The organism is Mesorhizobium neociceri, from assembly GCF_013520985.1.
In the GTDB taxonomy this organism is placed as follows: domain Bacteria; phylum Pseudomonadota; class Alphaproteobacteria; order Rhizobiales; family Rhizobiaceae; genus Mesorhizobium; species Mesorhizobium neociceri.
Window position 1 is genome coordinate 103,655 of record NZ_JACDTY010000013.1, and the last position, 22,503, is coordinate 126,157.

Here is a 22,503-nt window from a genome sequence, read left to right on the forward strand (position 1 = left end):
GGAAGGCCGCGCCCTAGTTGGCAAGCGGCTTGATCGTCGTGTAGCCGTTTACCGATTCCGCGCTGGTGCCTTCATCGTAACGCCGGGCGACAGACGCTTGCAGATCGGGCGCATAAAGCGCGGTGAACGTGTCCAACGTCTCGCCGGCACCGTTCTTGAAGGTCTCCTTGACCGCCAGCACGTTGTATTTGCAGCCGCCGACGCTGAACGTCTCCTTGCCCTTGACGACCAGGCTCAGCGTCTTGGTGCTCTTCGGTTGCTTGTTCGGCGACAGCTCGACGAATTCTATCGTGCTCTTTGCCCCTGTCTTCAGCGGAAACAGTTTTCGCAGATCGGAAAACGGGATCGTCGCCACCCGCCCGGTATCGCTGTCGCGAAACACTTCGACCAGGCCGCCGAACAGGAACTGTGTCTGCGGCGATTGCGATTCGTAAGTGTTGGCGACGGAGACCATGCCGCCGGCCACCGGCCGAAACTCGCTGCGGATGCCGGGCATTTCCAGAACGAAGCCGGCCTTGGCCGATTTTGCGTCGACGCAATCGGCGGCATGCACCGCACCCGCCGGCAGCAACCCAGCCAGCACCATGCCTATCGAAGCAATTTTCATGAAATCCTCCTTTGCCCGCCCACTGAGCACCGGCGCGGAAAAATGCCAGAGCCACAATGCCGTGTCGACCTGCCACGCGTGGCAACTGGACGGCAGGGCGCTGGCTGTGCTGAAACTCACACCATGAATCGCATCTCCACCCGGCGCAATTTCCTCGCACAGGCAGCCGGCCTTGCCATGGCTGGCCTGCTGCCGCGCGCCGCTCTCGGCCAAACCGGAAAGCGCATCCAGCCCATCGACGCCACCTTCTTGTTCATCGCCGATGTCCATGCCTGCCGTATGGCGAGCGGCTTGAGCCCCAATTGCCTGCAGGAAGGCAAAACGGACGCCGCGCTGTTGCGCAATGTCGCGGCCCTCAATGGGTTGGCCGACCGGCAATGGCCGGCCGAGATCGACGGCGTTGCGACCGGCCTGCGTTCGGCCGGCAGTCGCATCGGTGCGCCGCTCGGCCTCGTTGTCGGCGGCGACATCACCGACGATGGCGGCGGCCAGATCACCGAGCCCAGCGAAGGCACGCAGCTTTTGCAGTTCAGCCAGCGCTACAGCCAGGGCGTCGGCCCGGACCGCGTGCACATGCCCGTCTATGTCGGGCTCGGCAATCACGATCTCGACCAGAACGGTTCGCCGCCGCATGTCGACTGGTACCGGCGTGAATTGCGCGACTATGTCGAGGTCAACCACCGCCCTGGCGTGTTCTTCAAGCCGCCGGTGCCGGCCACCGAATACGATGTCGACACCGACTGCTATTCCTGGGATTGGGGCGGCCTGCATCTGATCCAGACGCACCGTTTTGCCGGCGACATCGGCCATGGCGCGGTGAGCAGCCTGCCATGGCTGAAGCAGGATCTGGCGACCTACGCCGCGGACGGCCGTCCCGTCATCCTGTTCCAGCACTATGGCTGGGACACTTTTTCGGTCGAACGCTGGGATTCGGCCAAGCGCACCTACGACGACGGCGGCTCGGGCGCGCCGCACTGGTGGAGCGAGGCCGACCGGCAGGCGCTGCTCGCGGCGCTGAAGGGCTACAATGTCGTCGCCATCTTTCACGGCCACCAGCATGAGGTGCCGATGATATACCGCAGCGGCGGGGTCGATCTGTTCAAGCCGAAAGCCGCCTATATGGGCGGGTTTGCGCTGGGGCGGGTGACCAGTGACAGCATGGACGTCGTGCTGGGCGAGGCTACCGGCGACCAGGGCGAAGTCGCTTTCACCAACGCTTTCTCCAGGGACTTCTAGTGGATAGATTCTAACACTTGGTGCCCACGTTTAAAGGCACATGAGGACACGATGAAAAGCACAGCAAATCTGGCCGCGTCCACACGAGTCTATCCGGCCAAGCCGGTACGCATAATTGACCCGTTCGGGGCGGGCGGCGGGCCGGACCTGTTGGCTCGCGCCCTGGCCCCGAAGCTTTCTGCGCTGTGGGGCCAACCGGTGACAGTGGAGAACATCCCAGGTGCAGGAGCCACTGCAGGCCCCGCACAGGTCGCGAAGTCACCGGCCGACGGCTACACGCTGCTGATAAACACCAACGCTCAGGCATATGGTGCAGCGCTCCTGAAGGACCTCCCGTATGATCCATTGAAGGATTTCATTCCGATCGTTCCGCTCACGAGGCAAGCCTACGCACTCGTCGCAGGCAGAGCGACTGGCGTGACCACCGTCGGCGAGCTCATTGCGGCGGCGAAGGCGAAGCCAGGTGAGCTCAAGTTTGGATCGACCGGCATAGGAACCGGCACACATGTTGGAGTCGAGAAATTCAATCAAGCGGCGGGAATCAAGGCGCTGCACGTGCCTTCCTCGCCGAACGATTCGAATGCCGATACCATCGCTAACGCGATAGCGAGGCGCTTCACTTACTATTTGGTGCCAATCTCTCTTGCCCTGCCCCACATTCGCGACGGCACGCTCGTTGCGCTGGGCGTGAGTACAGCGACGCGCTCGACCTTGCTCCCGGAGGTGCCGACGATCGCGGAGGCGAGCGTCGCCAGCTTCGACTTCCCGATCTGGTATGGGATGTGGGCGCCGGCTGGCTCTCCGACCGGCGTGGTGGAGACGCTTGCGAATGACATCGGGCGCGTGCTCACTGAGCCTGACCTGCGCGAGTGGATCGCTGGACACGGGGGTGAGCCAATGAGCATGACGCAGCCCGAATTCGTGCGCTTCGTGCAGAGCGAGAGTGAAGGCGCGGCGCGACTCATGAAAGCCGCCAGTGCCAAGCCTTAAAGAAGGCAGCCTAAGCCGCCTCCCTGCAGTGTGATGGGCGAACGCCCGATCAGAACGCCTTCTTGACCTTTTCCTTCACATCGCCATAGGCTTTCTGCACCTTGCCGGCGATCTTGTCGGCCGTGCCCTCGGCCTCGGTCTGCCTGTTGCCGGTCGCCTTGCCGGCGGCCTGCTTGACCGAGCCCTTGACCTGTTTGGCCACGCCGGCAACCTGATCCTTGTTCACCATCTTTGCATCTCCTGGGATTTCATTTGCAGGAGGCAAACGGGCAGGCGTGGCTTAGGTTCCCTTGGCGACAGGCCATCGTCGCTTTGGTCGCTTATATGGTCGCCGAAACGCTTTGCCGCCGTCGTATCCAGTGGCTAGTGTGGCGAAAATTTCCGGGGGAGACCGTCTTGGCTGAATTCAACCTCATCATCGCCAACAAATGCTTTTCGTCCTGGTCGCTGAGGCCATGGGTGGCGATGAAGCATTTGGAGATCCCGTTCGAGGAAGGCTTCGTGCGCCTGCGCACGCCCGAGACCTTTGCCAATCTGGCGAAAGTGTCGCCGACCGGCCTCGTGCCGGTGCTGATTCACAATGGCAGGATCGTCTGGGAAACCCTTGCCATCCTTGAATATCTGGCCGACCTGTTTCCGGAGAAAAAACTTTGGCCGCAGGATATCGGCGCCCGCGCCATGGCGCGCTCGGTGGCGACCGAGATGCATTCCGGCTTTCGCGAGGTGCGCTATGGCTGGCCGATGAATTTGCGCCGGCCAAAGGGCCACAAGCCGCTCGACGCCGAAGGCGAATTGCAACGGGCGCGGATCGAAACGATCTGGCGCCAGTGCCGGGAACAATATGGCGAGGGCGGCCCGTTCCTGTTCGGCCATTTCACCGCAGCCGACGCTATGTACGCGCCGGTCGTCACCCGCTTCGACACCTATGGCGGCGAACTGGCGCCTGATACGCGCGCCTATGTCGATGCCGTGCTGGCAACGCCGGCGATGCGGCACTGGTATGCCGAGGCGGCGAAGGAGACGTGGCCGGAACCCGGCCCGGACGAATAGGTCGACTGACGACATCCCGAGAGCAATTCCAGGAAAAGTGTGAGCGGTTTTCCGTCCGGAATTGCGTAAAAAAGAGATAGAGCGGTTCGCCGTTTCCGTGAAACGGTGAAACGCTCTAGGGGAGAGACCGATGGCCAGCAATGACGGACCGCGCAAAATCAGGGCGCCATCAATCTTCCATTGCCGGCTGATCCCGCCTCGGCCGGACTTCGCCTTCACCATCACGGAGGAGGAGCGGGAACTGATGGGCCGGCATGCCGACTATTTGCGCGGCAAGCTGCGCGAGGGCACCATGATTTTGGCTGGCCCGGTCGCCGACCCGGCCGGCCCCTGGGGGCTGCTGATCCTGCGCGTCGGCAGCGAAGCCGAGGCGAGGGCGGTTACCGACGGCGATCCGGTGTCAAGGTCGGGCCGCGGTTTCCGCTACGAGATCCTGCCGCTGATCAGCGCGATCCTGTAGACCGCTAGAGCAATTCCAGGAAAAGTGTGAGCGGTTTTCCGTCCGGAAATTGCGGAAAAACAAAGAGATAGAGCGGTTCGCCGTTTCCGTGAAACGGTGAAACGCTCTAGCGTGGGTTAGCGTTTCGGCTCCGGCCACAATATGTCCAGCATCTGCGGCAAAAGCTCGTCGAGCAGATGCTGGGATTTCGCCTCCGGTGTGAGCTTCGAAAACTTGCCGCTGAGCGCCAGATGGGCAAAGCCGTGCACGGTTGACCAGGCTGCCAGCATCGTGGCGCTCGTTGGCGCGTCAAGCTCGGCATCCTCGGGCAGCCCGCGCAAGGCAAGGATCGTGCGCGCGATCGGTACCTTGGCCAGTTCGGACGCAGCCGCCAGCCGCGCGTCATCGGGCAGCAGAAGGTCATACCGGAACATCAGCTGGAAGCGGCCGGGATAGGCGAGGGCAAAGCGTACATAGCCGGCCGCCTGCTGTTTCAGCCGCGCGGTCGCGCTCTTAGCCGACCCTTCAACCTCGATATGGCGGGCGAGTTCCTCAAAGCCGAGAATGGCGACTTCGGTCAGCAGCCCGGCGGAGCTGCCGAAATGATGCGCTGGGGCTGCAGGCGACACATGCGCGCGCCGCGCCGCCTCGCGCAGGGTAAAACCTTCGAGGCCGCGCTCGGCCAGGATGGTGTCCGTCGCCTTGATCAGGGCATCCCTGAGATCGCCATGGTGATAGGCTTCACGCGTCGTTTCGACAGCCATTTGATTTCTCCCGCACCCAATCTTTACAGTGTACAGATTTTGCGCTATTTGTCACTTAACACTGTTAAGATGACCGCCGCACGATCAACCCCAGGAGACATCCCCCCAATGTCTACCCAGTCCTTATCCACCAATCGCCTGTCTACCCAGCCCTCGTCCGCTGCCTTGTCGACAATCCCGCATGCCGCCGTCAATGATCCTCCTGCACCAAGTCGCTGGACAGCCGCCGATATTCCTGACCAGTTCGGCCGAACCATCATCGTCACTGGCGCCAACAGCGGTCTCGGTTTCCAGACGGCGCTGGAACTTGCGCGCCACGGCGCCCATGTCGTGATGACCGCGCGCGACGAAGAAAAGGGCCGGGCCGCGAAAGCCCGTATCGAAGCCGAGCGTATCCGCGGCTCGCTCGAATTGCGGAAGCTCGATCTTGCCGATCTCGACGATGTGAAGCGTTTTGCCGCTGATATCATCGCAGATGGATTGGCCGTCGATGTGCTGGTCAACAATGCCGGCGTCATGATGCCGCCGCGCAGTCTGACCCGCCAGGGGTACGAGTTGCAGTTCGGCGTCAATCATCTCGCCCATTTCGTGCTGACGGCACTGCTGATCGACCGCTTGGCGCAGAGCAGCGACGGACGGGTGGTCACCGTCAGTTCCGACCTGCACAAGCGCGGAAATATCCATTTCGACGACCTTGTCGGCGCGCGAAACTATGGCCGCATGTCGTTTTATGCCCAGTCGAAATTCGCCAATGTGCTGTTCGCGCTGGAACTCGACCGGCGCCTGGAGGCCGTGGGCCTGCCGGTGCGCAGCCTGCTTGCCCATCCTGGCTATTCCGCCACCAATCTGCAACTGAGCGGCCCGACCGGCATCCTCAAACTGTTCATGCGCTTCGGCAACCGCTTCTTCGCGCAGGACGTGGCGATGGGCGCGCTCAACCAGCTCTACGCGGCAACCGCACCGGCGGCAGCAAGCGGGCAGTTCATCGGACCGGATGGCAGGGGTGAAAAGAGCGGCTATCCGACAATTGTCCAGCCGGTCGACGCGGCAAGCGACCCAGATCTCGCCAAAAGACTGTGGCAGCTCTCCGAGGATCTGACCGGCGTCCGCTTCAACCTGGCAAACCCGGGGGCGGCGCATGCCCTCTGACATCCTTCGCTTTTTCCGCGCCTGGATGTTCGATCCGCTGCGTGTTGCCTCGATCACGCCGTCGAGTGCTGCTCTGGCAAGGCTGATGGTTTCCGAGATCACCGCGTCGACAGGATCGGTTATCGAACTGGGGCCGGGGACGGGCGTGTTCACCCAGGCCCTGATCCGGCAGGGCGTCAGCGAGGACAGACTGATCCTGGTCGAGAAGGGCGCGGAGTTCGCTGCCATGCTTGCCCAGCGCTTTCCGCGAGCCCGCCTGCTGCGTATCGACGCGGCCGACATCGGCGACGCAATCGGGACGCAGTCCGCGCAGGCCGGCGCGGTGGTCAGCGGTCTGCCGCTGTTGTCCATGCCGGCAAAGACGGTGTCGGCGATCCTTGCCGGATCGTTCTCGCATCTGCGCGACGACGGCTGCTTCTATCAGTTCACCTACGGCCCGCGCTGCCCGGTCCCCGGCGGCCTGCTGGAAGGGCTCGGTCTCGAAGCGACGCGCATGGGGCGTACGCTGAGGAACATTCCACCGGCAGCGGTCTACCGCATCGCCCGCCGCCCGGTGCCGCTGCAAGCGAACTCTGTCCGGCCGCGGGCGATCACGATGATCCGGGAGAGAGTGTAAGACAGGCGGCGGAACGCAGCCGAACAAAGGCCTGGCACAAACAAGAACGCCCCTCGCACCTTTTATCGTGCGGGAGGCGTCCTTTTGCCAGCAGTCCTGAGATCGCTCTCTAAAATTGCTGACACCATAGAAATGCGCCGGCTTGCGATTGGTTCCGCGCCCGGTGAATTTTTTTACGCCCGCCTTGCGCTCCGCCAGCTCGTCAGTTGAGGCCTCATGCACCGGCATCCCCAGGTTGAATTCTACCTGCGGAGAAACCAGAAATTGACTCGACGCCAAAAGAAGTCTAGAAGAAACATGTCGATATTTGTTTGACCGACTTTTGTTATCCGCGCACGCACGCGCGCCTTTGACGAACTTCCCCATCAAAAATCGAGACAAAAACCGTTGTGCATTCGCACGACGGTTAACGAATATTTGCCAGGGAAAGGATTCTTCATGGCCACCGGCACAGTGAAATGGTTCAACGCCACCAAAGGTTTTGGTTTTATTCAGCCTGACGACGGCTCCGCCGACGTTTTCGTCCACATCTCGGCCGTAGAGCGCGCCGGCATGCGTGATATCGTCGAGGGCCAGAAGCTCGGCTACGAGATGACCCGCGACAACAAGTCGGGCAAGATGTCCGCCGATCAGTTGAAGGCGGCCTGATCAAGAAATTCGGCCTTCCGGTGACCACGGATGTACTGGCACCGATGAAAGGCTGAAAGGAGTGCCTTGCGCATCCAACTGGATGCGCGGCGCTTCCATGGAAGGTCAGGCGGTGCCTGGCCTTTTTCATTTTGCGTGTCATGCCGCTAAAAGTGCGCTGCACGCCGGCCGGAACGTGCTAAGGGACGCTCCAGCAATCTGAACCGCCCGTATTGCCCGATGCCATATTGCTTTGGTCGTGACCGCAGACCGGTCTCGCCCGATCGGCGCAAGGCTCCCGACAGGAGAAAGTTTTGACCACTCAATCGAAGACCGCCGACCAGGCCGGCTCGCTGTTCAGCAAGACGCAAACCCAGTCGATGTCGCTCAACCGCATCCTGTCCGAGCGTGATGCCGTCAGCGAGGCGCGCGAAGCCAAGACCGCGCGCCTGCGCGAACTGCGCAAGGAAAAGGAAGCCGACGAGATGGCCGCGGCCGCGGCCCTTGCGGCGTTGCCGAAGCGGGCAGGCAAACGCTGATGGCAACCAAGCGCGTACCGCCAACGCCGATCGATGCCGATGCGACCATTGCGTCCATGGTCGCAGGCCTGGACAAGCCGGTCGAATACGTCCGGCGTGTGCTGGAAAAGCTTGAGCGCTGCAAGCGTGCCCATGGCGATGCGCAGGTGCGTGTCGGCGTGCGCGGCCGTGCCGAAGCCCCGAACTATCTGGTCGAATATGTCCGCGAGGACAAAAAGACCCAGGAGCGTGTGACCTACCAGGATGCCGCCTACAGCGGCAGCACGCATCGCGAGCTTGCGGCGCACCACATCGCCGAGGCGAGGAACTGGTCGCCCGAGGAAATGAACATCACGGCGGTCTCGGCGCTGATCGGCCGCTTGCGCAATCCGCGCGCACCATCATCGCGTTTTTCCGACGAGGACTGACATGGCCATAAAATTCTCCACCAAGGACCAGCCTGCAGCGCCGGCTGCCGCTGCAAAGCCTGCCAAACCCGCCGCCGCGCCGAAGGCTGCTGAGGCCGCCGAAACCGCGACCGACCTGTTCAAGTCGCAGGCGGACGCGCCGAAGGGCAAGGCAGGCAAGAAGAAATAGCGCCTTGCCGCAAGCTACCGGTCATCCCGCCGTCGCGCCCGCCGAGCTGGCTGACGCACCAGACTTCTTGTCTGGCGATAAGGGCGCGGTCGCAATCTTCGACTGCCAGAGCTGCGGCGCCTGCTGTTCCTACTCCGCCGAATGGCCACGCTTCTCGACAGAGGACGATGCGCAGCTCGACCGGATACCGGAAAAATTCGTGTCGGCCGACCTGTCCGGCATGCGCTGCGATGGCGTGCGCTGTACGGCGCTGACCGGCGAGGTCGGCAAGCACACGGCCTGCGGCATTTACGAGATCCGCCCCGACGTCTGCCGCGCCTGCATGCCCGGCGGCGACGATTGCCTGATGGCGCGCAAGGCGCACGGGATGCCGCTCGAACTGCCAATCTCCCCCCATGTGGGGGTTGAGGAGCGCTCCGCGTAGCGGACGCAAAGCCAATTGCTTGGCTTTGCGAGCGACGAACGTCCGGCAGGGCAGAGGGGGGCGCTGTCCCGCCGGCCTCTCAGCCATAGTTCTGGGCGGACGATTGAGGGCTTTCGAACGATCGGAAGACAGTGGCGCAGGCGATCCTTCGCGCCCCCCTCTGGCCTGCCGGCCATCTCCCCCACATGGGGGGAGATTACTCTCACCGCCGCTTGCCTCATCCCACATCACCCGATAGCTTCCACGCCGGGCAGGGCGTTGGAGGATCCATGAGCATCGAATTCCTGTTGACGTCGCTGATCGTCGTGGCTTCGCCCGGCACTGGCGTTCTCTACACGCTGAGCGCCGGGCTCTCGCGCGGCGTGCGCGCCTCGATCATTGCCGCTTTTGGCTGCACGCTCGGCATCATCCCGCATATGGCTGCCGCCATCACCGGCCTGGCGGCGCTGCTGCACACAAGTGCTGTCGCCTTCGAGACCCTGAAGTATCTCGGCGTTGCCTATCTCCTCTACATGGCCTGGAACACGCTGAAGGAGAAGGGCGGCTTGAGTGTCGATGAAAACGTAGCACCCCGCTCGGCCGCCAAGGTCATCAGCTCCGGCATCCTGATCAACATCCTCAACCCAAAGCTGTCGATCTTCTTCTTCGCCTTCCTGCCGCAATTCGTCAGCACTACCGAACCGAACGCATTCGCCAAGATGTTGGAACTGAGCAGCGTCTTCATGCTGCTGACCTTCGTCGTGTTCGTCGGTTACGGCATCTTTGCCGCCTCGATCCGCAGCCATGTCGTGTCGCGGCCGATGGTGTTGACCTGGATGCGCCGCACCTTTGCCGGCGCCTTCGTCATGCTCGGCGCCAAGCTGGCGCTGGCTGATCGTTAGAAGCTGGAGCTGCCAGCCCCTCGGCCTGTTACGCCTCGTCGCTTCCGGACCCCGTCCGGATGCCCAGACGCCAGGCCGAGGGTGGAACGCCGATCATCTTCTTGAAGGCGCGGCTGAACGCCGCCTCGGATTCGTAGCCGATTTCGGCCGCGATGCTTGCCATGTTGCTGTTGCCGGCGCTGAGCAGTTCCGAAGCGATCTGCATGCGCCATTTGGCGAGATAGTGCATCGGCGGCATGCCGACGAGCCGGGTGAAGCGTTCGGCGAGCACGGTGCGCGACAGTGCGGAGTCCTTCGCCAGCCCCTCCACCGTCCAGTTATGCGCCGGCCGGTCGTGGATCAGCGCCAAGGCCTTCGCCAGATGCGGATCGCGTAGGCCAGCCAGCCAGCCCGTATGTTGCGGCGGCAGCGATTCCACGTAGCGGCGCAGCACGTCGACGAACATCAGTTCGCTGAGCTTGGTGAGCACCGTTTCGCTGCCGGCGCGCTTTTCCGCCACTTCCGTGACAGCCAGATTGATGAACTGGCCGAGCCAGCCGCCATCGCCTTTTACATCTCCGGCCTTGATCACCGGCGGCAACGCCTCGAGCAGGGGATTGAACGGCTGCGCGTCGCAGGCGAGATAACCGCAGACCAGCCTGGCCGAGGTCGCGCCGTCGCCGGCGCAGTTGATGTAAAACGGCATCCGGCCGGCGGTCGCGATGTCGAGCACATCGGCTGTCGGCGGATCGGCGCGCAGCGCCGGATTGCTCGACATGATGTGCGGGTCGCTCCTGGTGAAGACGACGACTTCGCCGGCCTCCAGCGCGATCGCTTCCTGGCCGACGATGCGGGCGAAGCAGCGGCCGGCCGTCACCACATGGTAGGAGATCAGATGGTCGGCGCCGGGCAGGATCTTCGGCAAGATGGACGACGGCGCCGGCGAACAGACGGCCCACGGCTCGTGTCCTTCAATGTCGAAAAACGTCGCGCCGGTAAGCCGTACCGTCCTTAACAGGTCAGACAGAGCATCCCCGGCCATTCCGTTTCGTCCCGCACCCATCCCTGCGCACCCGCACCGCGGAGGGCGGTGCCGGTGCGACATCCCTTTCCAGTTCCGGACGCGCTGTCAAGCAAGGCGGACGCCGTATCATTCAGTTCGCAGGCGAAAGCCTTACACCCCACTGGTGCTCAAGCGCTGCCGAACGCGGACGCCGAGCGCAGTCGAAACCAACCAAGGACAAAAGTCATGACGGTACATAAGGGCGGGTGTTTCTGCGGCGCCGTGGAAATCGAAGTGCACGGGTCCGCCGAGGCAATGGGCTATTGCCATTGCAGTTCCTGTCGATCGTGGTCGGCATCTCCCGTGAACGCCTTCACGCTGTGGAAGCCTCAGAACGTCAAGGTCACCAAGGGGGCGGAGTTCCTGTCCGGCTTCGAGAAAACCGAAATGAGCGATCGCCAGTTCTGCACGAAATGCGGTGGTCATCTGATGACCGATCATCCGCCGCTTGGCCTGGTCGACGTCTATGCCGCAACGATACCGGGCGTGAAATTCACGCCTGGGGTTCACGTCAACTATGCCGAGACGGTGCTGCCGATGAAGGACGGACTGCCCAAGCTCAGGGATTTTCCCGCGGAACTCGGCGGCTCCGGCATCGCCGTGCCGGAGTAAGGCCGGCCACTGCTCGCCATTTTGACAACTACAATTCACCACAGGAGATTATCATGGAAATCGCAACATTCCGCGCCACGCAGGAACCGATCAAGGATCTTTATCGCAAAGATGCGAAGGCCGCGTTTCTCACCTTGAAGGCCAGGGGTGTCGCTGACGCCTCCACCGTAACCTGCAAGGTCGAGACCGGGCGTGGACTGGCGCTTGCCGGTATCCATCCGATGGCCGGCGGCAGCGGTCAGGAGCTCTGCTCGGGCGACATGTTGCTTGAGGCGCTGATCGCCTGCGCCGGCGTCTCGATGCGGGCGGCCGCGGCCGTGCTGGAAATTCCGATCAGGTCTGCGGAAGTCTCCGCGGAAGGTGACGTCGATCTTCGCGGCACGCTCGGTGTCACAGAAGGCGTGCCGGTCGGCTTCAAGGAAATCCGCTTGCGGTTCGACATCGATACCGATGCTTCGCAGAGCCAGCTTGACCAGCTGCTTGAGCTCACCGACCGCTACTGCGTGATCTTCCAGACCATCCAGAACAGCCCCAAGACGACGGTGAAGCTGCAAAGGGTCGTCCATTGACGGGACAACAGCCGGAATCTCTGCCCTGCCGGGCGAGATTCCGGATCAATCCGCGTATGGTGCCGCATCGGGTAAGGCCTATCCCTTGACGTAGCCCATCGCCTCGACGATCCGCCCATCCGCAACGCGCATCAGGTTGACGCCGCGGATGGAATTGCCGTCGGCCATGAAGTAGCGCCAGCGGATCGTCGCCCGCTCGCCGGCGACGAAAGTTTCCTCGAGGTCGAAGCTTGTGCCGGCCTGCGTTGCGATCGCCGACCACAGGCCGACACAGGCATCCTTGCCGGCATGGCGGGCGCCATCCGGCGCCGGCACGGTGTTTTCGATCACACAGTCGTCGGCCACCAGCTCGGCAAGCGCAGCCGGATCACGGTGCTGGAACACATCGTTGAAGCGCCGCATGATCTCGGCAGTCTGCCTGGATTGTTCGTCCGCGTGAATTGTCACGACACTATCCTGTTTCATCTTTGCCTCCTGATGTTCAATGTTCGGCAGGGGCGGCGCTGGCGATGAGCCCTGCCTTGAGATTTATGCAGGAAACGCCGGCCAGCGCCCGTGAGAGGAGGCAGCCCGCCTTGGCCGATTGCGCAAGGCGCTCGAACTCGTCTGCCGAGAGATCGGCGACCTCCGCCTCGGTTTCGAGCTCGATGCGGGTGATGGTCGGCCCGGCGGCGGTCGCGCCGAGATGCACCTTGGCGACGGTGCGAATGTTCCGGGCGACATAGCCTTCCTGGCCGAGGATGAAGGTCAGCGCCATCGAGAAGCAGCCGGCATGGGCTGCCGCGATCAGCTCTTCCGGGTTGGTGCCTGGACCGTTCTCAAAGCGCGACGGGAAGGAATAGGCGCCTTCGAAGACGCCGCTGCCGAGCCGCAAGCGGCCGCCGCCTTCCTTCAGCGTGCCTTGCCATTCGGCGGAAGCTTCACGGATGGTCATTGGATTCTCCCAAGTCAAGGTTGAGGGCAATAATAGGTCGAAACGAAAAATCTATAGACCGATCTATATATTATGTAGACCGGTTGTCATATTTTTTGCAAGCCCTATAATGGCCGCTGCTGACAGAGGCTGACATGGCGAACGACACCCGAACCCGCATACTCGAGACGACCGCGCTGCTGCTCAGGCAGCGCGGCTATCACGGCACCTCGCTCAACGACATTCTGGGCGCCAGCGGCGCGCCGCGTGGCTCGCTCTACTTTCATTTTCCGGGTGGCAAGGACCAGCTGGTCATCGAGGTGACGCGCGACAGCGTCGCCGACGTGACGAAAAGGCTGGGCGAGACGTTGGCCGCCGAGAACGATCCGGCGGTGGCCGTTCGCCACATCTACCATTCGGTCGGGCGCATGCTGGAGGACAATGATTTTTCGCTGGGCTGTCCGATTGCGCCGGTGGTGCTGGATTCACCCAAAGACGTGCCGGAACTGGCGGAACTCTGCCGGTCGGCTTTCGGGCAATGGATCGGCTTGCTGCAACAGGCCTTTGTCAGGGCAGGGGTGCCCGAGCACCGCGCGCATGCCCTGGCGCTGCTGGTCGAATCGTCGCTGGAAGGGCTGATGGTGATCGCCCGAGCCACTCGCGACCGCGCCCCGGTGCTGGTGGTGGCCGACGAGGTGGCGGCCCTGATCGAAACCGCAGTGCTGGCCGGCGGAGAAACGCGGCGTCACGCCGGTGCAACCGCCTGAGGCCTGACAGCTCGACCTCAAAACAAAAAGGGCGCCTTTCGGCGCCCTTTCCGTATCTGAAGGTTGATAGGGGTTGGATTAGAAATCCATGCCGCCCATGCCGCCCATGCCGCCGCCGCCCATGCCGCCAGGCATGCCGCCGCCAGCCGACTCCTTCTTCGGAGCCTCCGCGATCATGGCTTCGGTGGTGACGAGCAGGCCAGCGACCGAAGCCGCGTCCTGGAGAGCCGTGCGAACGACCTTGACCGGGTCGACGATGCCCATGGCGATCATGTCGCCATACTCGCCGGTCTGGGCGTTGTAGCCGTAGGTCGCGCCCTTGTTGTCGAGGATCTTGCCGGCAACGATCGAAGCTTCAGCACCTGCGTTCGAAGCGATCTGGCGGGCCGGAGCCTGCAGCGCGCGACGAACGATGTTGATGCCGGCAGCCTGGTCGGCATTGACGCCGGTGACCTTGATGTTGGCCGAAGCGCGCAGCAGGGCGACGCCGCCGCCTGCAACGATGCCTTCTTCGACGGCCGCGCGGGTCGCGTTCAGCGCATCGTCAACGCGGTCCTTCTTTTCCTTGACTTCGACTTCCGTCGCGCCGCCGACGCGGATCACCGCAACGCCGCCCGCCAGCTTGGCGAGACGTTCCTGCAGCTTCTCCTTGTCGTAGTCCGACGTGGTCTCTTCGATCTGCTGCTTGATCTGGGCAACGCGGCCCTGGATCTCGGCCTTCTTGCCGGCGCCGTCGACGATGGTGGTGTTCTCCTTGGAGATCGACACCTTCTTGGCGCGGCCGAGCATGTTGAGGCCGACGTTCTCGAGCTTGATGCCGAGGTCTTCCGAGATGACCTGGCCACCGGTGAGGATAGCGATGTCTTCCAGCATGGCCTTGCGGCGATCACCGAAGCCCGGCGCCTTGACGGCAGCGATCTTCAGGCCACCGCGCAGCTTGTTGACGACCAGCGTGGCCAGGGCCTCGCCTTCGACGTCTTCCGAGATGATGAGCAGCGGCTTGGAGGTCTGCACGACGGCTTCGAGAACCGGCAGCATGGCCTGGAGGTTGGAGAGCTTCTTCTCGTGCAGGAGGATGTAGACGTCCTCGAGCTCGGCAACCATCTTGTCGGCATTGGTGACGAAGTAGGGCGAGAGGTAGCCGCGGTCGAACTGCATGCCTTCGACGACTTCCAGTTCGGTCTCGGCGGTCTTGGCTTCTTCAACCGTGATGACGCCTTCGTTGCCGACCTTCTGCATCGCTTCGGCGATCATGGCGCCAACCGACTCGTCGCCATTGGCCGAGATCGTGCCGACCTGGGCAACTTCCTCGGAGGTCTTGATCTTCTTGGCAGCCTTGCCGAGAGCCGCGACGACTTCGGTCACGGCCAGATCGATGCCGCGCTTCAGGTCCATCGGGTTCATGCCGGCGGCAACGGCCTTGTGGCCTTCCTGGACGATCGACTGCGCCAGAACGGTCGCGGTCGTGGTGCCGTCGCCGGCGATGTCGTTGGTCTTCGAAGCAACTTCGCGGACCATCTGCGCGCCCATGTTTTCGAACTTGTCTTCAAGTTCGATTTCCTTGGCGACGGTGACGCCGTCCTTGGTGATGCGCGGGGCGCCGAACGACTTGTCGATGACGACGTTGCGGCCCTTGGGGCCGAGCGTGACCTTCACCGCGTCGGCGAGGATGTTGACGCCGCGCAGCATGCGCTCACGGGCGTCGCGGGAGAATTTTACGTCTTTGGCAGCCATTTTTAGCTCCTGGCAAGGGCTTGCGATCAAGCCCGGAATTCAGTTGACGGTGAGGCCGATAATCAGCCGATGATGCCCATAATGTCGGATTCCTTCATGATCAGAAGGTCTTCGCCATTGAGCTTGACTTCGGTGCCCGACCACTTGCCGAACAGGATGCGGTCGCCAGCCTTGACGTCCAGCGGGACCAGCTTGCCAGCTTCGTCACGAGCGCCGGAGCCGACGGCGATGATCTCGCCTTCCTGCGGCTTTTCCTTTGCCGTATCCGGGATGATGATCCCGCCGGCGGTCTTGGATTCGGATTCGACCCGGCGTACGACCACGCGGTCATGAAGCGGGCGGAACTTCGACTTTGCCATTTTTTCTTCCTCGAATGAGAACGGTGAGAACAGTTCCTCCATCCGGCGGTGCCGGACATGAGTTAGCACTCGCTTAGGGTGAGTGCTAACGTGGCGCTGAAATAGGCGCGTGGCTTTCGAGAGTCAAGGCGAACGGTGGGCTCAATTTGCTCTAATTGGAGCCCTGCCGTTGTCCGACGGGAAGCCTAGCGACGCCTCGGCGATTCAAGCACCAGCAGCGGGCATCGTTCCGCCAGGGGATAGGTGCCGCTCGGCACGACGCGCACTTCGCCGAACCAGCCGCTCGCCTCATCGACCAGCACGGCCAGCGGCGCGAAGCTGTAGCTTATGTCGGAGCCAGCGTAGACGTCGATCGTGTTGATCGACGCCATACTCCATCCGGTCCGTGTTGCAAGGGCCTCGCGGTCGGGGAACAAGCCGTCGAATGCGTCGCGAATTGCCCGCACCTTGATTGCGAAATCCGGGCTGCGTGTGGTGGACGCCATGGCGATCCGCCATTTGAGCACATGGAAATTCTCGATTGCGCCGGCCAGCACCTGGGCTTCGATATCAGCCAGGTCCTCGGTCGTTTCCGGGGCCGCGAAAACGCGGATCGCGGCCCGCCCGCCTGAATTCAAGACCCTGGCGATTTCGCTGTGCAGGCGATCGCGTGCCGCCTTCGAGGCAACAGCGGACAGGCATCCGTCGCCAATGACTGCCTCGGTGCTGGCGCTGGCAACGGGCAAATCCAGCCAGTTTCCGGCCATCGCCCTGCGCGATGCATTGTCGCCGGCCCATACGCCCGAAATCATGGCCGCCGACTGGTCGACCGCCAGCATCGATCTGCCGAGCACGGCAAGTTCCGGCGTCACCCCCATGAGCAGGACATCAGCATTTGCCAGGCTGAGTTCGCGCTCGAATATGTCAATGGTTTCCGGGGTCGGCCGAAGTGGCGCGTCCAGAAGCCTCCAGTGACGGTGATAATTGTCCCAATGGTTTGTCATGCTGCCTTTCCAGAGTCCGAGACTTCTGGCTTTTGGTGTTCACAGTCGCCTATTAGAAAATTGCAGGAAATCAAAAGGCAGCCGGTGGCACGAATTGTCGTCGTAACGCATGAGCACGATCGGTTCCAGAGCGGCCGCAACCTCTTACTGCGCAGGTCGAGCCCATATATGCTTTTCGATATTTCTCGAAGAACTGAAAAGGCGCGGCCATTCGGTTCGGATCCAGCAAGGCCCGGCCAGGACGCACGGTGCCGACATTGCAATTCTGCATGTCGATGCAACGGTCACACCGGCAGACTATCTCGACTATGCACGGGGCTTTCCATTCTGCCTCAATCTCGCAACGGCCGACATCTCCAAGCGACGGGTCAGCGGCGCGTTGCTAGAGCATGACGACACTTGGCAGGGCCCGGTCATCGTCAAAACCAATCTCAACAATCAAGGCATTCCGGAGACGTTCCTCAATCGGCGGTCCAGACGCGCGGGCAAGAAACCGCCTTTTCCTGATGTGCAGGGGCCGCAGCCCTATGAGGTCTACGGGTCTCTTGGCGACGTCCCGGATGGAATCTTCGGCGACGACGATCTGGTCGTGGAAAAGTTCATTGCCGAACGGGAACCCGATGGCTTCGCAATGCGGTTCTGGGTGTTTTGCGGGGAGAGCGAGCGCTGCACCCGCTACATCTCACCAAACGGCCTGGTCAAGGCATCTGAAACAATCCGACGCGAGCCTGTCTCAGTTCCTGACGAGATCCGCGAGCGGCGACGAGAACTCGGCTTCGACTATGGCAAATTCGATTTCGTCATGCATGAGGGCAGGGCCATCCTGCTCGACGCCAACAAGACCCCGGGCCGTCCCAAGAATCTGGTGAAAATGTTTGCGGCCGGCGCTGCCCACCTGGCCGACGGCTTCGAGGGCCTCATGCACCGGGTGGGATAGACTCGTCGCCTAGAGAAACTGGCGCAACTGCGTATGGATGATCGACCGGTAGTCCTCGATCGTATGGCGGCTTTCCGCTTCATCCTGGGTCAGCGCCATGCGCACGACTCCTCCCGCAAGCTGGAAGATCAGGAAAACCATGCGGCCGAACTCTCCGCGCCGCTCCGGCGCGAGAAACGCCTCGACATGGTCACAAAACATCCTCGCCTGCTGCTGGGTTTCGGCGATGTCGAGATTTTGCAGCGCCTTGTCGGCCTGGATGGCGTTCTGCAGGTCCTGGATCGCGGGGTCGCCGGCGACGCGTTCATAGTAATCGTCGAGCAGCCTGTCGGCGGCGGCGATGACGTCATTCAGCCCGCCGATGTCGGCAACGATCACCGCAAGCCGGGCGCGGCTCACTTCGGAGAAACGCTCGTAGAGCATCGCCAGGATCGCCGACTTGTTGGGGAAGTAATGATAGACGGTGGCGATCGGCCCGCCGGCCAGCGCGCCGACTTCCTTCATGGTGACGGCGTCGATGCCCTTTTCGCCGATCAGCCGCATGGTCGTCGACAGGATGGCGTCGATGCGCTCGCGGCTGCGGTCCTGCTTCGGCCTGCGCCTCGGCTCGGTCGCCGTTCTCATTGCTTCGTTCATGCCGCCACCCTCTCGATCGCCAATTCGATCCCTAGCCTTGCTAATGCCGAGCCTCACCAGTGATTGACAAACGAATATGATCGAGTATCAGTTTCTAAATACTGACAGATTGTCAGTTTTTTTGCCGTCAGGCAAGGACGTTGGGAGGCGCCCGTGACTTCTGTTCGTAACGCCGATGCCGGAAACGTTGACTGGCTGGTCGGCAATCCGACCGCCGCGCAACTGGCCTCGGCGCTGTGGATCGGTTCGGTCGGCCTGCTTATCCTCGGCCTGCAGCCGGTGCTGCTTGGCGCGCTCTACACGGAAGGACATGTCAGCGGCGACGAACTCGCTCTGGTCGCCACGGCGGAGATGATCGCCATCGGCGTCGGTTCGGCCGTGGTGGCGATGATGCTGTCCGCCCACAATATGCGCTGGAAGAGTGCGATCCTTCTGGTCCTGCTGGCGCTGGCAAACTGGGCAACCGCTTATGCGGTCAGCCCGAACTCGCTGATCGCCGCCCGCGCCGTGGCCGGTCTTGCCGAAGGTGGCCTTGTGGCGGTCGCCACCGAACTGATCGCCCGCTCGCGCCGGGCCGAGCGTATCGGCGGCTATTTCGTCACCATCCAGACCCTGGCGCAATGCGGGCTGGCTCTTTTGCTGGCACTTTACGTGATCCCGGCCGCCGGATCGGCGGGCGGCTTCATCGTCCTTGCTGTCGTCTGCATCGTTTCGATGGCGGTCGCCTTCATTGTCCCGGATAGCTATGCCGAGCTGCCCAAGGAGGAACAATTCAGCAATGTGCTGACCGTTCCTTCGCTCACCGCTCTGCTGTGCGTCTTCTGCTACTTCATGTTCTTCGGCTCGGTCTGGGCTTTTCTCGAGCCGCTCGGCGCACAATACGGCATCGACGGACGCACCGTCGGCCTGATTGTCTCGGCCAGCCTTGCGGTCCAGGTCCTTGGCGCAATGACGGCAACCGTCTTCGAGGCGCGCATCGACTACCGCATCGCCATCGTGGCGATCGGCTTGGTCGCCGTCGCTTGTTCGGCGGTACTCGCCGGCAGTCCCGACCTGGCGATGTTCTGGGCCGCCGCTCTGGTCATAGGCTTCATTCTTCTGTTCATCGTGCCCTATCAGATCCGGCTGGCGATCACTGCCGACGAGACGCGCACGGCCGTGCTTCTGGTGCCGGCCGCCCAGCTCTTCGGTCTGGCCATCGGGCCGATCGCGGCATCGCTCCTGATCGACGGCAAGGATTTCCGACCGGTGCCGGAATTCGCCGCCGCCAGTGCCGCGGCCAGCGTCGTCATGCTTGGCCTGTTCATCCTGGTCGCGCGCCGCCGCCGCGCCATCGCCGAAGACACGATGGCGTGAGCGTCAAGCTGGGATACTTGACTAAGTCAAATAAATGATCGATCGTCCTGGAGCAGGAGATTGCCCATGACGATCCATCATCAACCCGGCAAGGAACGCATCGACGCGGTGCGGGCTTTCAACCGCTTCTACACCCGCCAGATCGGCCTGCTGGACGAAGGCCTGCTGAAAAGCGCCTTCTCGCTGACCGAGGCGCGGGTGCTTTATGAACTGGCGCATCGCGATGGCCTGACGGCCACCGATCTCATTCGCGATCTCGGCCTCGATGCCGGTTATGTCAGCCGACTGCTGAAGAAGTTCGAGCACTTGCAGCTGATTTCGCGCACGGCGCTGGCGTCGGATGCGCGGCAATCGTCGATCACGCTGACGTCGGCGGGGCGGGAGGCCTTCGCGCCGCTGGATCGGGGTTCGCACGATCAGGTCGCCGCCTTGCTGGAACGGCTTCCCGCTGCCGAACAGGACCGGCTGGTAAAGGCCATGCAGACGGTGCAGCAGCTCCTGGGCGAGAGCCCGGAGCCCAAAATCCCCTATATGCTGCGGCCCTTGCAGGTCGGCGACATCGGCTGGATCGTCCGCCGCCAGGGACAGATCTATGCGCAGGACTATGGCTGGGACGAAACCTATGAGGCGCTGGTCGCCGAAATCCTCGGCGCCTTCGTAAAATCCTTCGATCCAAAATGGGAGCGCAGCTGGATTGCCGAACGGCAAGGCGAGGTGGTCGGCTCGGTCTTCGTCGTGCGCAAGTCGGACGATGTGGCGAAGCTGCGCCTGCTCTATGTCGAGCCGTCGGCGCGCGGCCTCGGCATCGGCAAGCGGCTGGTCGAGGAGTGCATCGGCTTTGCCCGCGCCAAGGGGTACAAGACGCTGACCCTGTGGACCAACGACATCCTTACCGCCGCCCGCCACATCTATGAGAGTGCAGGCTTCAAGCGGGCCGACGAAGAGCGCCATCACGCCTTCGGCAAGGATCTGGTCGGCCAGAACTGGAATCTTGAGCTGTAGGCTTCCGCTAGTCCGTCGTTGGCTTGGAACGCGGCATGTAAGTCTGGACGATGAGGCTTTTGGTCGGCTGCCCGTCTCGGTCCGTGAGGACGAGATATAGTCCGCCCGGAAGAAGCGGCTTGTCGGTAATAGGCACGCCGTTAGCCTCTGCCATCGCGCGGCGCGAGCCGAATTCGCTCTCGGCCAAGATCAGGTAGGCTTGCTCGATACACGATCCGGGAAAATAGGTGGCGGGATCGTAGCCCTGCATTCTTTTGAAGGTTGCAAGCAACTCGTCGCTGAGGAAATAGAACTGGTCCCGCATCAGCCCCCGCTCTACAGCATCGTCCGTAAGGATGCTGTAGAGTCGCTCCATCGTGGCAAGCTTCTCACCACCTTGTGCGTCCACCGGCAATGACAGGTCCGGGCGAGCATTGAAGCCCCGGTGCATCTCTCTATGACAGGCGCTACAAAGCGTTATGCCATTGCCTGTTTGAAATTGTGCATCCGTGAGAACGATTTGCGACAGATATGGTGGGCGGATAGGCGGCGGCGCGAATGGCAATCTACGCATCGATGTCCATCACGTTCCCGGATGAACTCACTCCACCGGCGCAGGCAGCGCTCGCGGGACAGCCCCCCTGCTAGCGCGGCCTGAAGCTTGCCCAGTTTGGTGATGATCGCTTCAAGATCGGGAACGTTGGCTGCTTGGGGCATCGCGCACTTCGTTCTGGTTCGCTGAAAGATATATCATGACCCAGACTGATAACTGAGAATTGTCACCGTCGAGTATTCCCGTTCTACCCCTTGACCGGGATCCAGATCTCCAGCCCGCCATTGCCGCTGCGCGGATCGAACTCCGGCCCGTAGCGCTCGAATTCGGGGCCGTCCGCTATATCGTGCCCGGAGGCTGGCAGCCATTTGTTCCAGATCGTGTTGACGGTGCGGCGGATGGTCGAGACGTGCTCGGCATGGCTGAAGACGGCGTATTTCTGCGCCGGCACCCGCACCCGCGAAAGTTCCTTCGGCAGGTCGGAGAAATCCAGCACCTCGACGCCGGCGATGTAGTCGAAATTGCCGGCATCGTCGCCGTTGATGCAGACGCCATAGGCGACATCGCCGGTTTCGCCCGGAATGTTGCCGATATAAGGGCCGAAGCGCTGCCATTGCATCGGGATGGCAGCGCTTGATTCGCAGCTGTAGCGTTCGCCGAGGCCAGCGATGAGGAAGGGACGGCCGGTCTCGAAGCGCGGCGGCGGCAGTGAGGCGAGGAAGGACTGGTCCATCAGGATCGGCTCCACAAGATCGAGATTGCTGAGGCTGCCCTGCGCGCGCACCAGTTCTGGCGTCGTGCCGAACTGGTCGCGGAAGGCACGGGTGAAGGCCTCATGTGAGGCGTAGCCGGCATCGAGCGCGAGGCTGAGAATGTCGGGCGCGCCGGCGGCCAGCTTGCGCGCCGCTTCGGTCAGCCGGCGCGCGCGCATATAGCCCATCACCGAACGGCCGGTGGCGGCGCCAAAGGCGCGCGTCACATGAAAGCGCGAGACGCCACTGCTGTGCGCGACATCGTCAAGCGAGATCGCGTCCGGCAGATGGCTCTCGACAAACCACAGCGCTTTCTCTGTCGGGCTCATGGCTCCTCGCATTTGGCGGCACCATGTTGCCGTCTTTCCGCGAGGCCAGTTTGATTGAAATTGCGCCTGTCGTAAAATCGGC

30 protein-coding genes are annotated in these 22,503 nt (G+C 62.5%); 18 read left to right on the forward strand and 12 right to left on the reverse strand.

Features of this window, described 5'->3' with window-relative positions; all coding sequences use genetic code 11:
• Nucleotides 1-13: 13 nt before the first annotated feature.
• Nucleotides 14-607, reverse strand: coding sequence for a hypothetical protein (locus H0241_RS23755; RefSeq protein ID WP_181060265.1), 594 nt, complete (start codon nucleotides 605-607; stop codon nucleotides 14-16).
• A 123-nt stretch (nucleotides 608-730) separates the two neighbouring features.
• Here H0241_RS23755 and H0241_RS23760 point away from each other — a divergent pair, with 123 nt between their 5' ends.
• Complete coding sequence (locus H0241_RS23760) at nucleotides 731-1,843, forward strand: metallophosphoesterase (RefSeq protein ID WP_181060266.1); 1,113 nt, start codon at nucleotides 731-733, stop codon at nucleotides 1,841-1,843.
• A 51-nt stretch (nucleotides 1,844-1,894) separates the two neighbouring features.
• Entirely contained in the window at nucleotides 1,895-2,833 is a 939-nt protein-coding gene (locus H0241_RS23765; protein WP_181060267.1) for a tripartite tricarboxylate transporter substrate-binding protein, read from the forward strand.
• 49 nt (nucleotides 2,834-2,882) lie between these two features.
• On the opposite strand, the gene H0241_RS23770 is transcribed toward H0241_RS23765, so the two are convergent.
• Complete coding sequence (locus H0241_RS23770) at nucleotides 2,883-3,062, reverse strand: CsbD family protein (RefSeq protein WP_181060268.1); 180 nt, start codon at nucleotides 3,060-3,062, stop codon at nucleotides 2,883-2,885.
• Nucleotides 3,063-3,229: 167 nt separating this feature from the next.
• On the opposite strand from H0241_RS23770, the gene H0241_RS23775 reads away from it, so the two are divergent.
• Together H0241_RS23775 and H0241_RS23780 are read left to right on the forward strand one after the other, a co-directional pair.
• Nucleotides 3,230-3,883: a glutathione S-transferase family protein gene (locus H0241_RS23775; protein WP_181060269.1), complete on the forward strand. Its 654-nt coding sequence runs from the start codon at nucleotides 3,230-3,232 to the stop codon at nucleotides 3,881-3,883.
• Nucleotides 3,884-4,013: 130 nt separating this feature from the next.
• Nucleotides 4,014-4,343, forward strand: coding sequence for a YciI family protein (locus H0241_RS23780; RefSeq protein ID WP_181060270.1), 330 nt, complete (start codon nucleotides 4,014-4,016; stop codon nucleotides 4,341-4,343).
• A 116-nt stretch (nucleotides 4,344-4,459) separates the two neighbouring features.
• Here H0241_RS23780 and H0241_RS23785 read toward each other — a convergent pair whose 3' ends face one another.
• Nucleotides 4,460-5,086 carry a TetR/AcrR family transcriptional regulator gene (locus H0241_RS23785; RefSeq protein ID WP_181060271.1) on the reverse strand — a complete coding sequence of 209 codons (627 nt, stop codon included), beginning with the start codon at nucleotides 5,084-5,086 and terminating at the stop codon, nucleotides 4,460-4,462.
• A 108-nt stretch (nucleotides 5,087-5,194) separates the two neighbouring features.
• Here H0241_RS23785 and H0241_RS23790 point away from each other — a divergent pair, with 108 nt between their 5' ends.
• The 8 genes from H0241_RS23790 to H0241_RS23825 all read left to right on the forward strand — a co-directional run bounded on the left by H0241_RS23790 (nucleotide 5,195) and on the right by H0241_RS23825 (nucleotide 9,898).
• The gene (locus H0241_RS23790) at nucleotides 5,195-6,235 is read left to right on the forward strand and encodes an oxidoreductase (RefSeq protein ID WP_181060272.1); all 1,041 of its coding nucleotides are present in this window, start codon (nucleotides 5,195-5,197) and stop codon (nucleotides 6,233-6,235) included.
• Complete coding sequence (locus H0241_RS23795) at nucleotides 6,225-6,851, forward strand: class I SAM-dependent methyltransferase (protein WP_181060273.1); 627 nt, start codon at nucleotides 6,225-6,227, stop codon at nucleotides 6,849-6,851. Before H0241_RS23790 ends, H0241_RS23795 begins: the two co-directional genes overlap by 11 nt.
• 438 nt (nucleotides 6,852-7,289) lie before the next feature.
• Nucleotides 7,290-7,499: a cold-shock protein gene (locus tag H0241_RS23800; protein ID WP_023671502.1), complete on the forward strand. Its 210-nt coding sequence runs from the start codon at nucleotides 7,290-7,292 to the stop codon at nucleotides 7,497-7,499.
• Between the two features lie 293 nt (nucleotides 7,500-7,792).
• Nucleotides 7,793-8,017 carry a hypothetical protein gene (locus H0241_RS23805; RefSeq protein WP_112562407.1) on the forward strand — a complete coding sequence of 75 codons (225 nt, stop codon included), beginning with the start codon at nucleotides 7,793-7,795 and terminating at the stop codon, nucleotides 8,015-8,017.
• Complete coding sequence (locus H0241_RS23810) at nucleotides 8,017-8,424, forward strand: hypothetical protein (RefSeq protein WP_181060274.1); 408 nt, start codon at nucleotides 8,017-8,019, stop codon at nucleotides 8,422-8,424. Before H0241_RS23805 ends, H0241_RS23810 begins: the two co-directional genes overlap by 1 nt.
• Before the next feature lies 1 nt (nucleotide 8,425).
• On the forward strand, nucleotides 8,426-8,593 hold the full coding sequence (locus H0241_RS23815; RefSeq protein ID WP_181060275.1) for a hypothetical protein: 168 nt from the start codon (nucleotides 8,426-8,428) through the stop codon (nucleotides 8,591-8,593).
• A 4-nt stretch (nucleotides 8,594-8,597) separates the two neighbouring features.
• Nucleotides 8,598-9,017 (forward strand): YkgJ family cysteine cluster protein, encoded by a 420-nt coding sequence (locus H0241_RS23820; RefSeq protein WP_407941769.1) that lies wholly within the window; start codon nucleotides 8,598-8,600, stop codon nucleotides 9,015-9,017.
• Nucleotides 9,018-9,286: 269 nt separating this feature from the next.
• Nucleotides 9,287-9,898: a LysE family translocator gene (locus tag H0241_RS23825; RefSeq protein ID WP_181060276.1), complete on the forward strand. Its 612-nt coding sequence runs from the start codon at nucleotides 9,287-9,289 to the stop codon at nucleotides 9,896-9,898.
• A 28-nt stretch (nucleotides 9,899-9,926) separates the two neighbouring features.
• Here H0241_RS23825 and H0241_RS23830 read toward each other — a convergent pair whose 3' ends face one another.
• Nucleotides 9,927-10,919, reverse strand: a complete 993-nt coding sequence (locus H0241_RS23830; RefSeq protein ID WP_181060277.1) for an AraC family transcriptional regulator — start codon at nucleotides 10,917-10,919, stop codon at nucleotides 9,927-9,929.
• 207 nt (nucleotides 10,920-11,126) lie between these two features.
• On the opposite strand from H0241_RS23830, the gene H0241_RS23835 reads away from it, so the two are divergent.
• Nucleotides 11,127-11,552 (forward strand): GFA family protein, encoded by a 426-nt coding sequence (locus tag H0241_RS23835; protein ID WP_181060278.1) that lies wholly within the window; start codon nucleotides 11,127-11,129, stop codon nucleotides 11,550-11,552.
• 53 nt (nucleotides 11,553-11,605) lie between these two features.
• Complete coding sequence (locus tag H0241_RS23840) at nucleotides 11,606-12,121, forward strand: OsmC family protein (protein ID WP_181060279.1); 516 nt, start codon at nucleotides 11,606-11,608, stop codon at nucleotides 12,119-12,121.
• 78 nt (nucleotides 12,122-12,199) lie between these two features.
• Here H0241_RS23840 and H0241_RS23845 read toward each other — a convergent pair whose 3' ends face one another.
• Both H0241_RS23845 and H0241_RS23850 read right to left on the reverse strand, forming a co-directional pair.
• Nucleotides 12,200-12,586 (reverse strand): nuclear transport factor 2 family protein, encoded by a 387-nt coding sequence (locus tag H0241_RS23845; protein ID WP_181060280.1) that lies wholly within the window; start codon nucleotides 12,584-12,586, stop codon nucleotides 12,200-12,202.
• 16 nt (nucleotides 12,587-12,602) lie between these two features.
• Nucleotides 12,603-13,055, reverse strand: coding sequence for an OsmC family peroxiredoxin (locus H0241_RS23850; protein WP_181060281.1), 453 nt, complete (start codon nucleotides 13,053-13,055; stop codon nucleotides 12,603-12,605).
• A 134-nt stretch (nucleotides 13,056-13,189) separates the two neighbouring features.
• On the opposite strand from H0241_RS23850, the gene H0241_RS23855 reads away from it, so the two are divergent.
• A complete protein-coding gene (locus H0241_RS23855) occupies nucleotides 13,190-13,801 on the forward strand; it encodes a TetR/AcrR family transcriptional regulator (RefSeq protein ID WP_181060282.1) in 612 nt (203 codons plus the stop codon).
• A 78-nt stretch (nucleotides 13,802-13,879) separates the two neighbouring features.
• Here the strand turns inward: H0241_RS23855 and groL are convergent, their stop codons facing one another.
• The 3 genes from groL to H0241_RS23870 form a co-directional block, all read right to left on the reverse strand.
• Nucleotides 13,880-15,535, reverse strand: a complete 1,656-nt coding sequence (gene groL / locus H0241_RS23860) for a chaperonin GroEL (protein ID WP_023709705.1) — start codon at nucleotides 15,533-15,535, stop codon at nucleotides 13,880-13,882.
• Between the two features lie 62 nt (nucleotides 15,536-15,597).
• Complete coding sequence (groES, locus tag H0241_RS23865) at nucleotides 15,598-15,894, reverse strand: co-chaperone GroES (RefSeq protein ID WP_006203049.1); 297 nt, start codon at nucleotides 15,892-15,894, stop codon at nucleotides 15,598-15,600.
• A 185-nt stretch (nucleotides 15,895-16,079) separates the two neighbouring features.
• A complete protein-coding gene (locus H0241_RS23870) occupies nucleotides 16,080-16,877 on the reverse strand; it encodes a class I SAM-dependent methyltransferase (protein ID WP_181060283.1) in 798 nt (265 codons plus the stop codon).
• 109 nt (nucleotides 16,878-16,986) lie between these two features.
• On the opposite strand from H0241_RS23870, the gene H0241_RS23875 reads away from it, so the two are divergent.
• A complete protein-coding gene (locus tag H0241_RS23875; protein WP_235984434.1) occupies nucleotides 16,987-17,814 on the forward strand; it encodes an ATP-grasp domain-containing protein in 828 nt (275 codons plus the stop codon).
• Between the two features lie 9 nt (nucleotides 17,815-17,823).
• Here the strand turns inward: H0241_RS23875 and H0241_RS23880 are convergent, their stop codons facing one another.
• The gene (locus H0241_RS23880; protein WP_181060284.1) at nucleotides 17,824-18,450 is read right to left on the reverse strand and encodes a TetR/AcrR family transcriptional regulator; all 627 of its coding nucleotides are present in this window, start codon (nucleotides 18,448-18,450) and stop codon (nucleotides 17,824-17,826) included.
• 153 nt (nucleotides 18,451-18,603) lie between these two features.
• On the opposite strand from H0241_RS23880, the gene H0241_RS23885 reads away from it, so the two are divergent.
• Nucleotides 18,604-19,806: an MFS transporter gene (locus H0241_RS23885; RefSeq protein ID WP_181060285.1), complete on the forward strand. Its 1,203-nt coding sequence runs from the start codon at nucleotides 18,604-18,606 to the stop codon at nucleotides 19,804-19,806.
• A gap of 66 nt (nucleotides 19,807-19,872) precedes the next feature.
• A complete protein-coding gene (locus H0241_RS23890; protein WP_181060286.1) occupies nucleotides 19,873-20,808 on the forward strand; it encodes a bifunctional helix-turn-helix transcriptional regulator/GNAT family N-acetyltransferase in 936 nt (311 codons plus the stop codon).
• Nucleotides 20,809-20,815: 7 nt separating this feature from the next.
• Here H0241_RS23890 and H0241_RS23895 read toward each other — a convergent pair whose 3' ends face one another.
• Together H0241_RS23895 and H0241_RS23900 are read right to left on the reverse strand one after the other, a co-directional pair.
• Nucleotides 20,816-21,202, reverse strand: coding sequence for a hypothetical protein (locus H0241_RS23895; RefSeq protein ID WP_181060287.1), 387 nt, complete (start codon nucleotides 21,200-21,202; stop codon nucleotides 20,816-20,818).
• A 385-nt stretch (nucleotides 21,203-21,587) separates the two neighbouring features.
• Complete coding sequence (locus H0241_RS23900; RefSeq protein ID WP_181060288.1) at nucleotides 21,588-22,421, reverse strand: AraC family transcriptional regulator; 834 nt, start codon at nucleotides 22,419-22,421, stop codon at nucleotides 21,588-21,590.
• Between the last annotated feature and the right edge of the window lie 82 nt (nucleotides 22,422-22,503).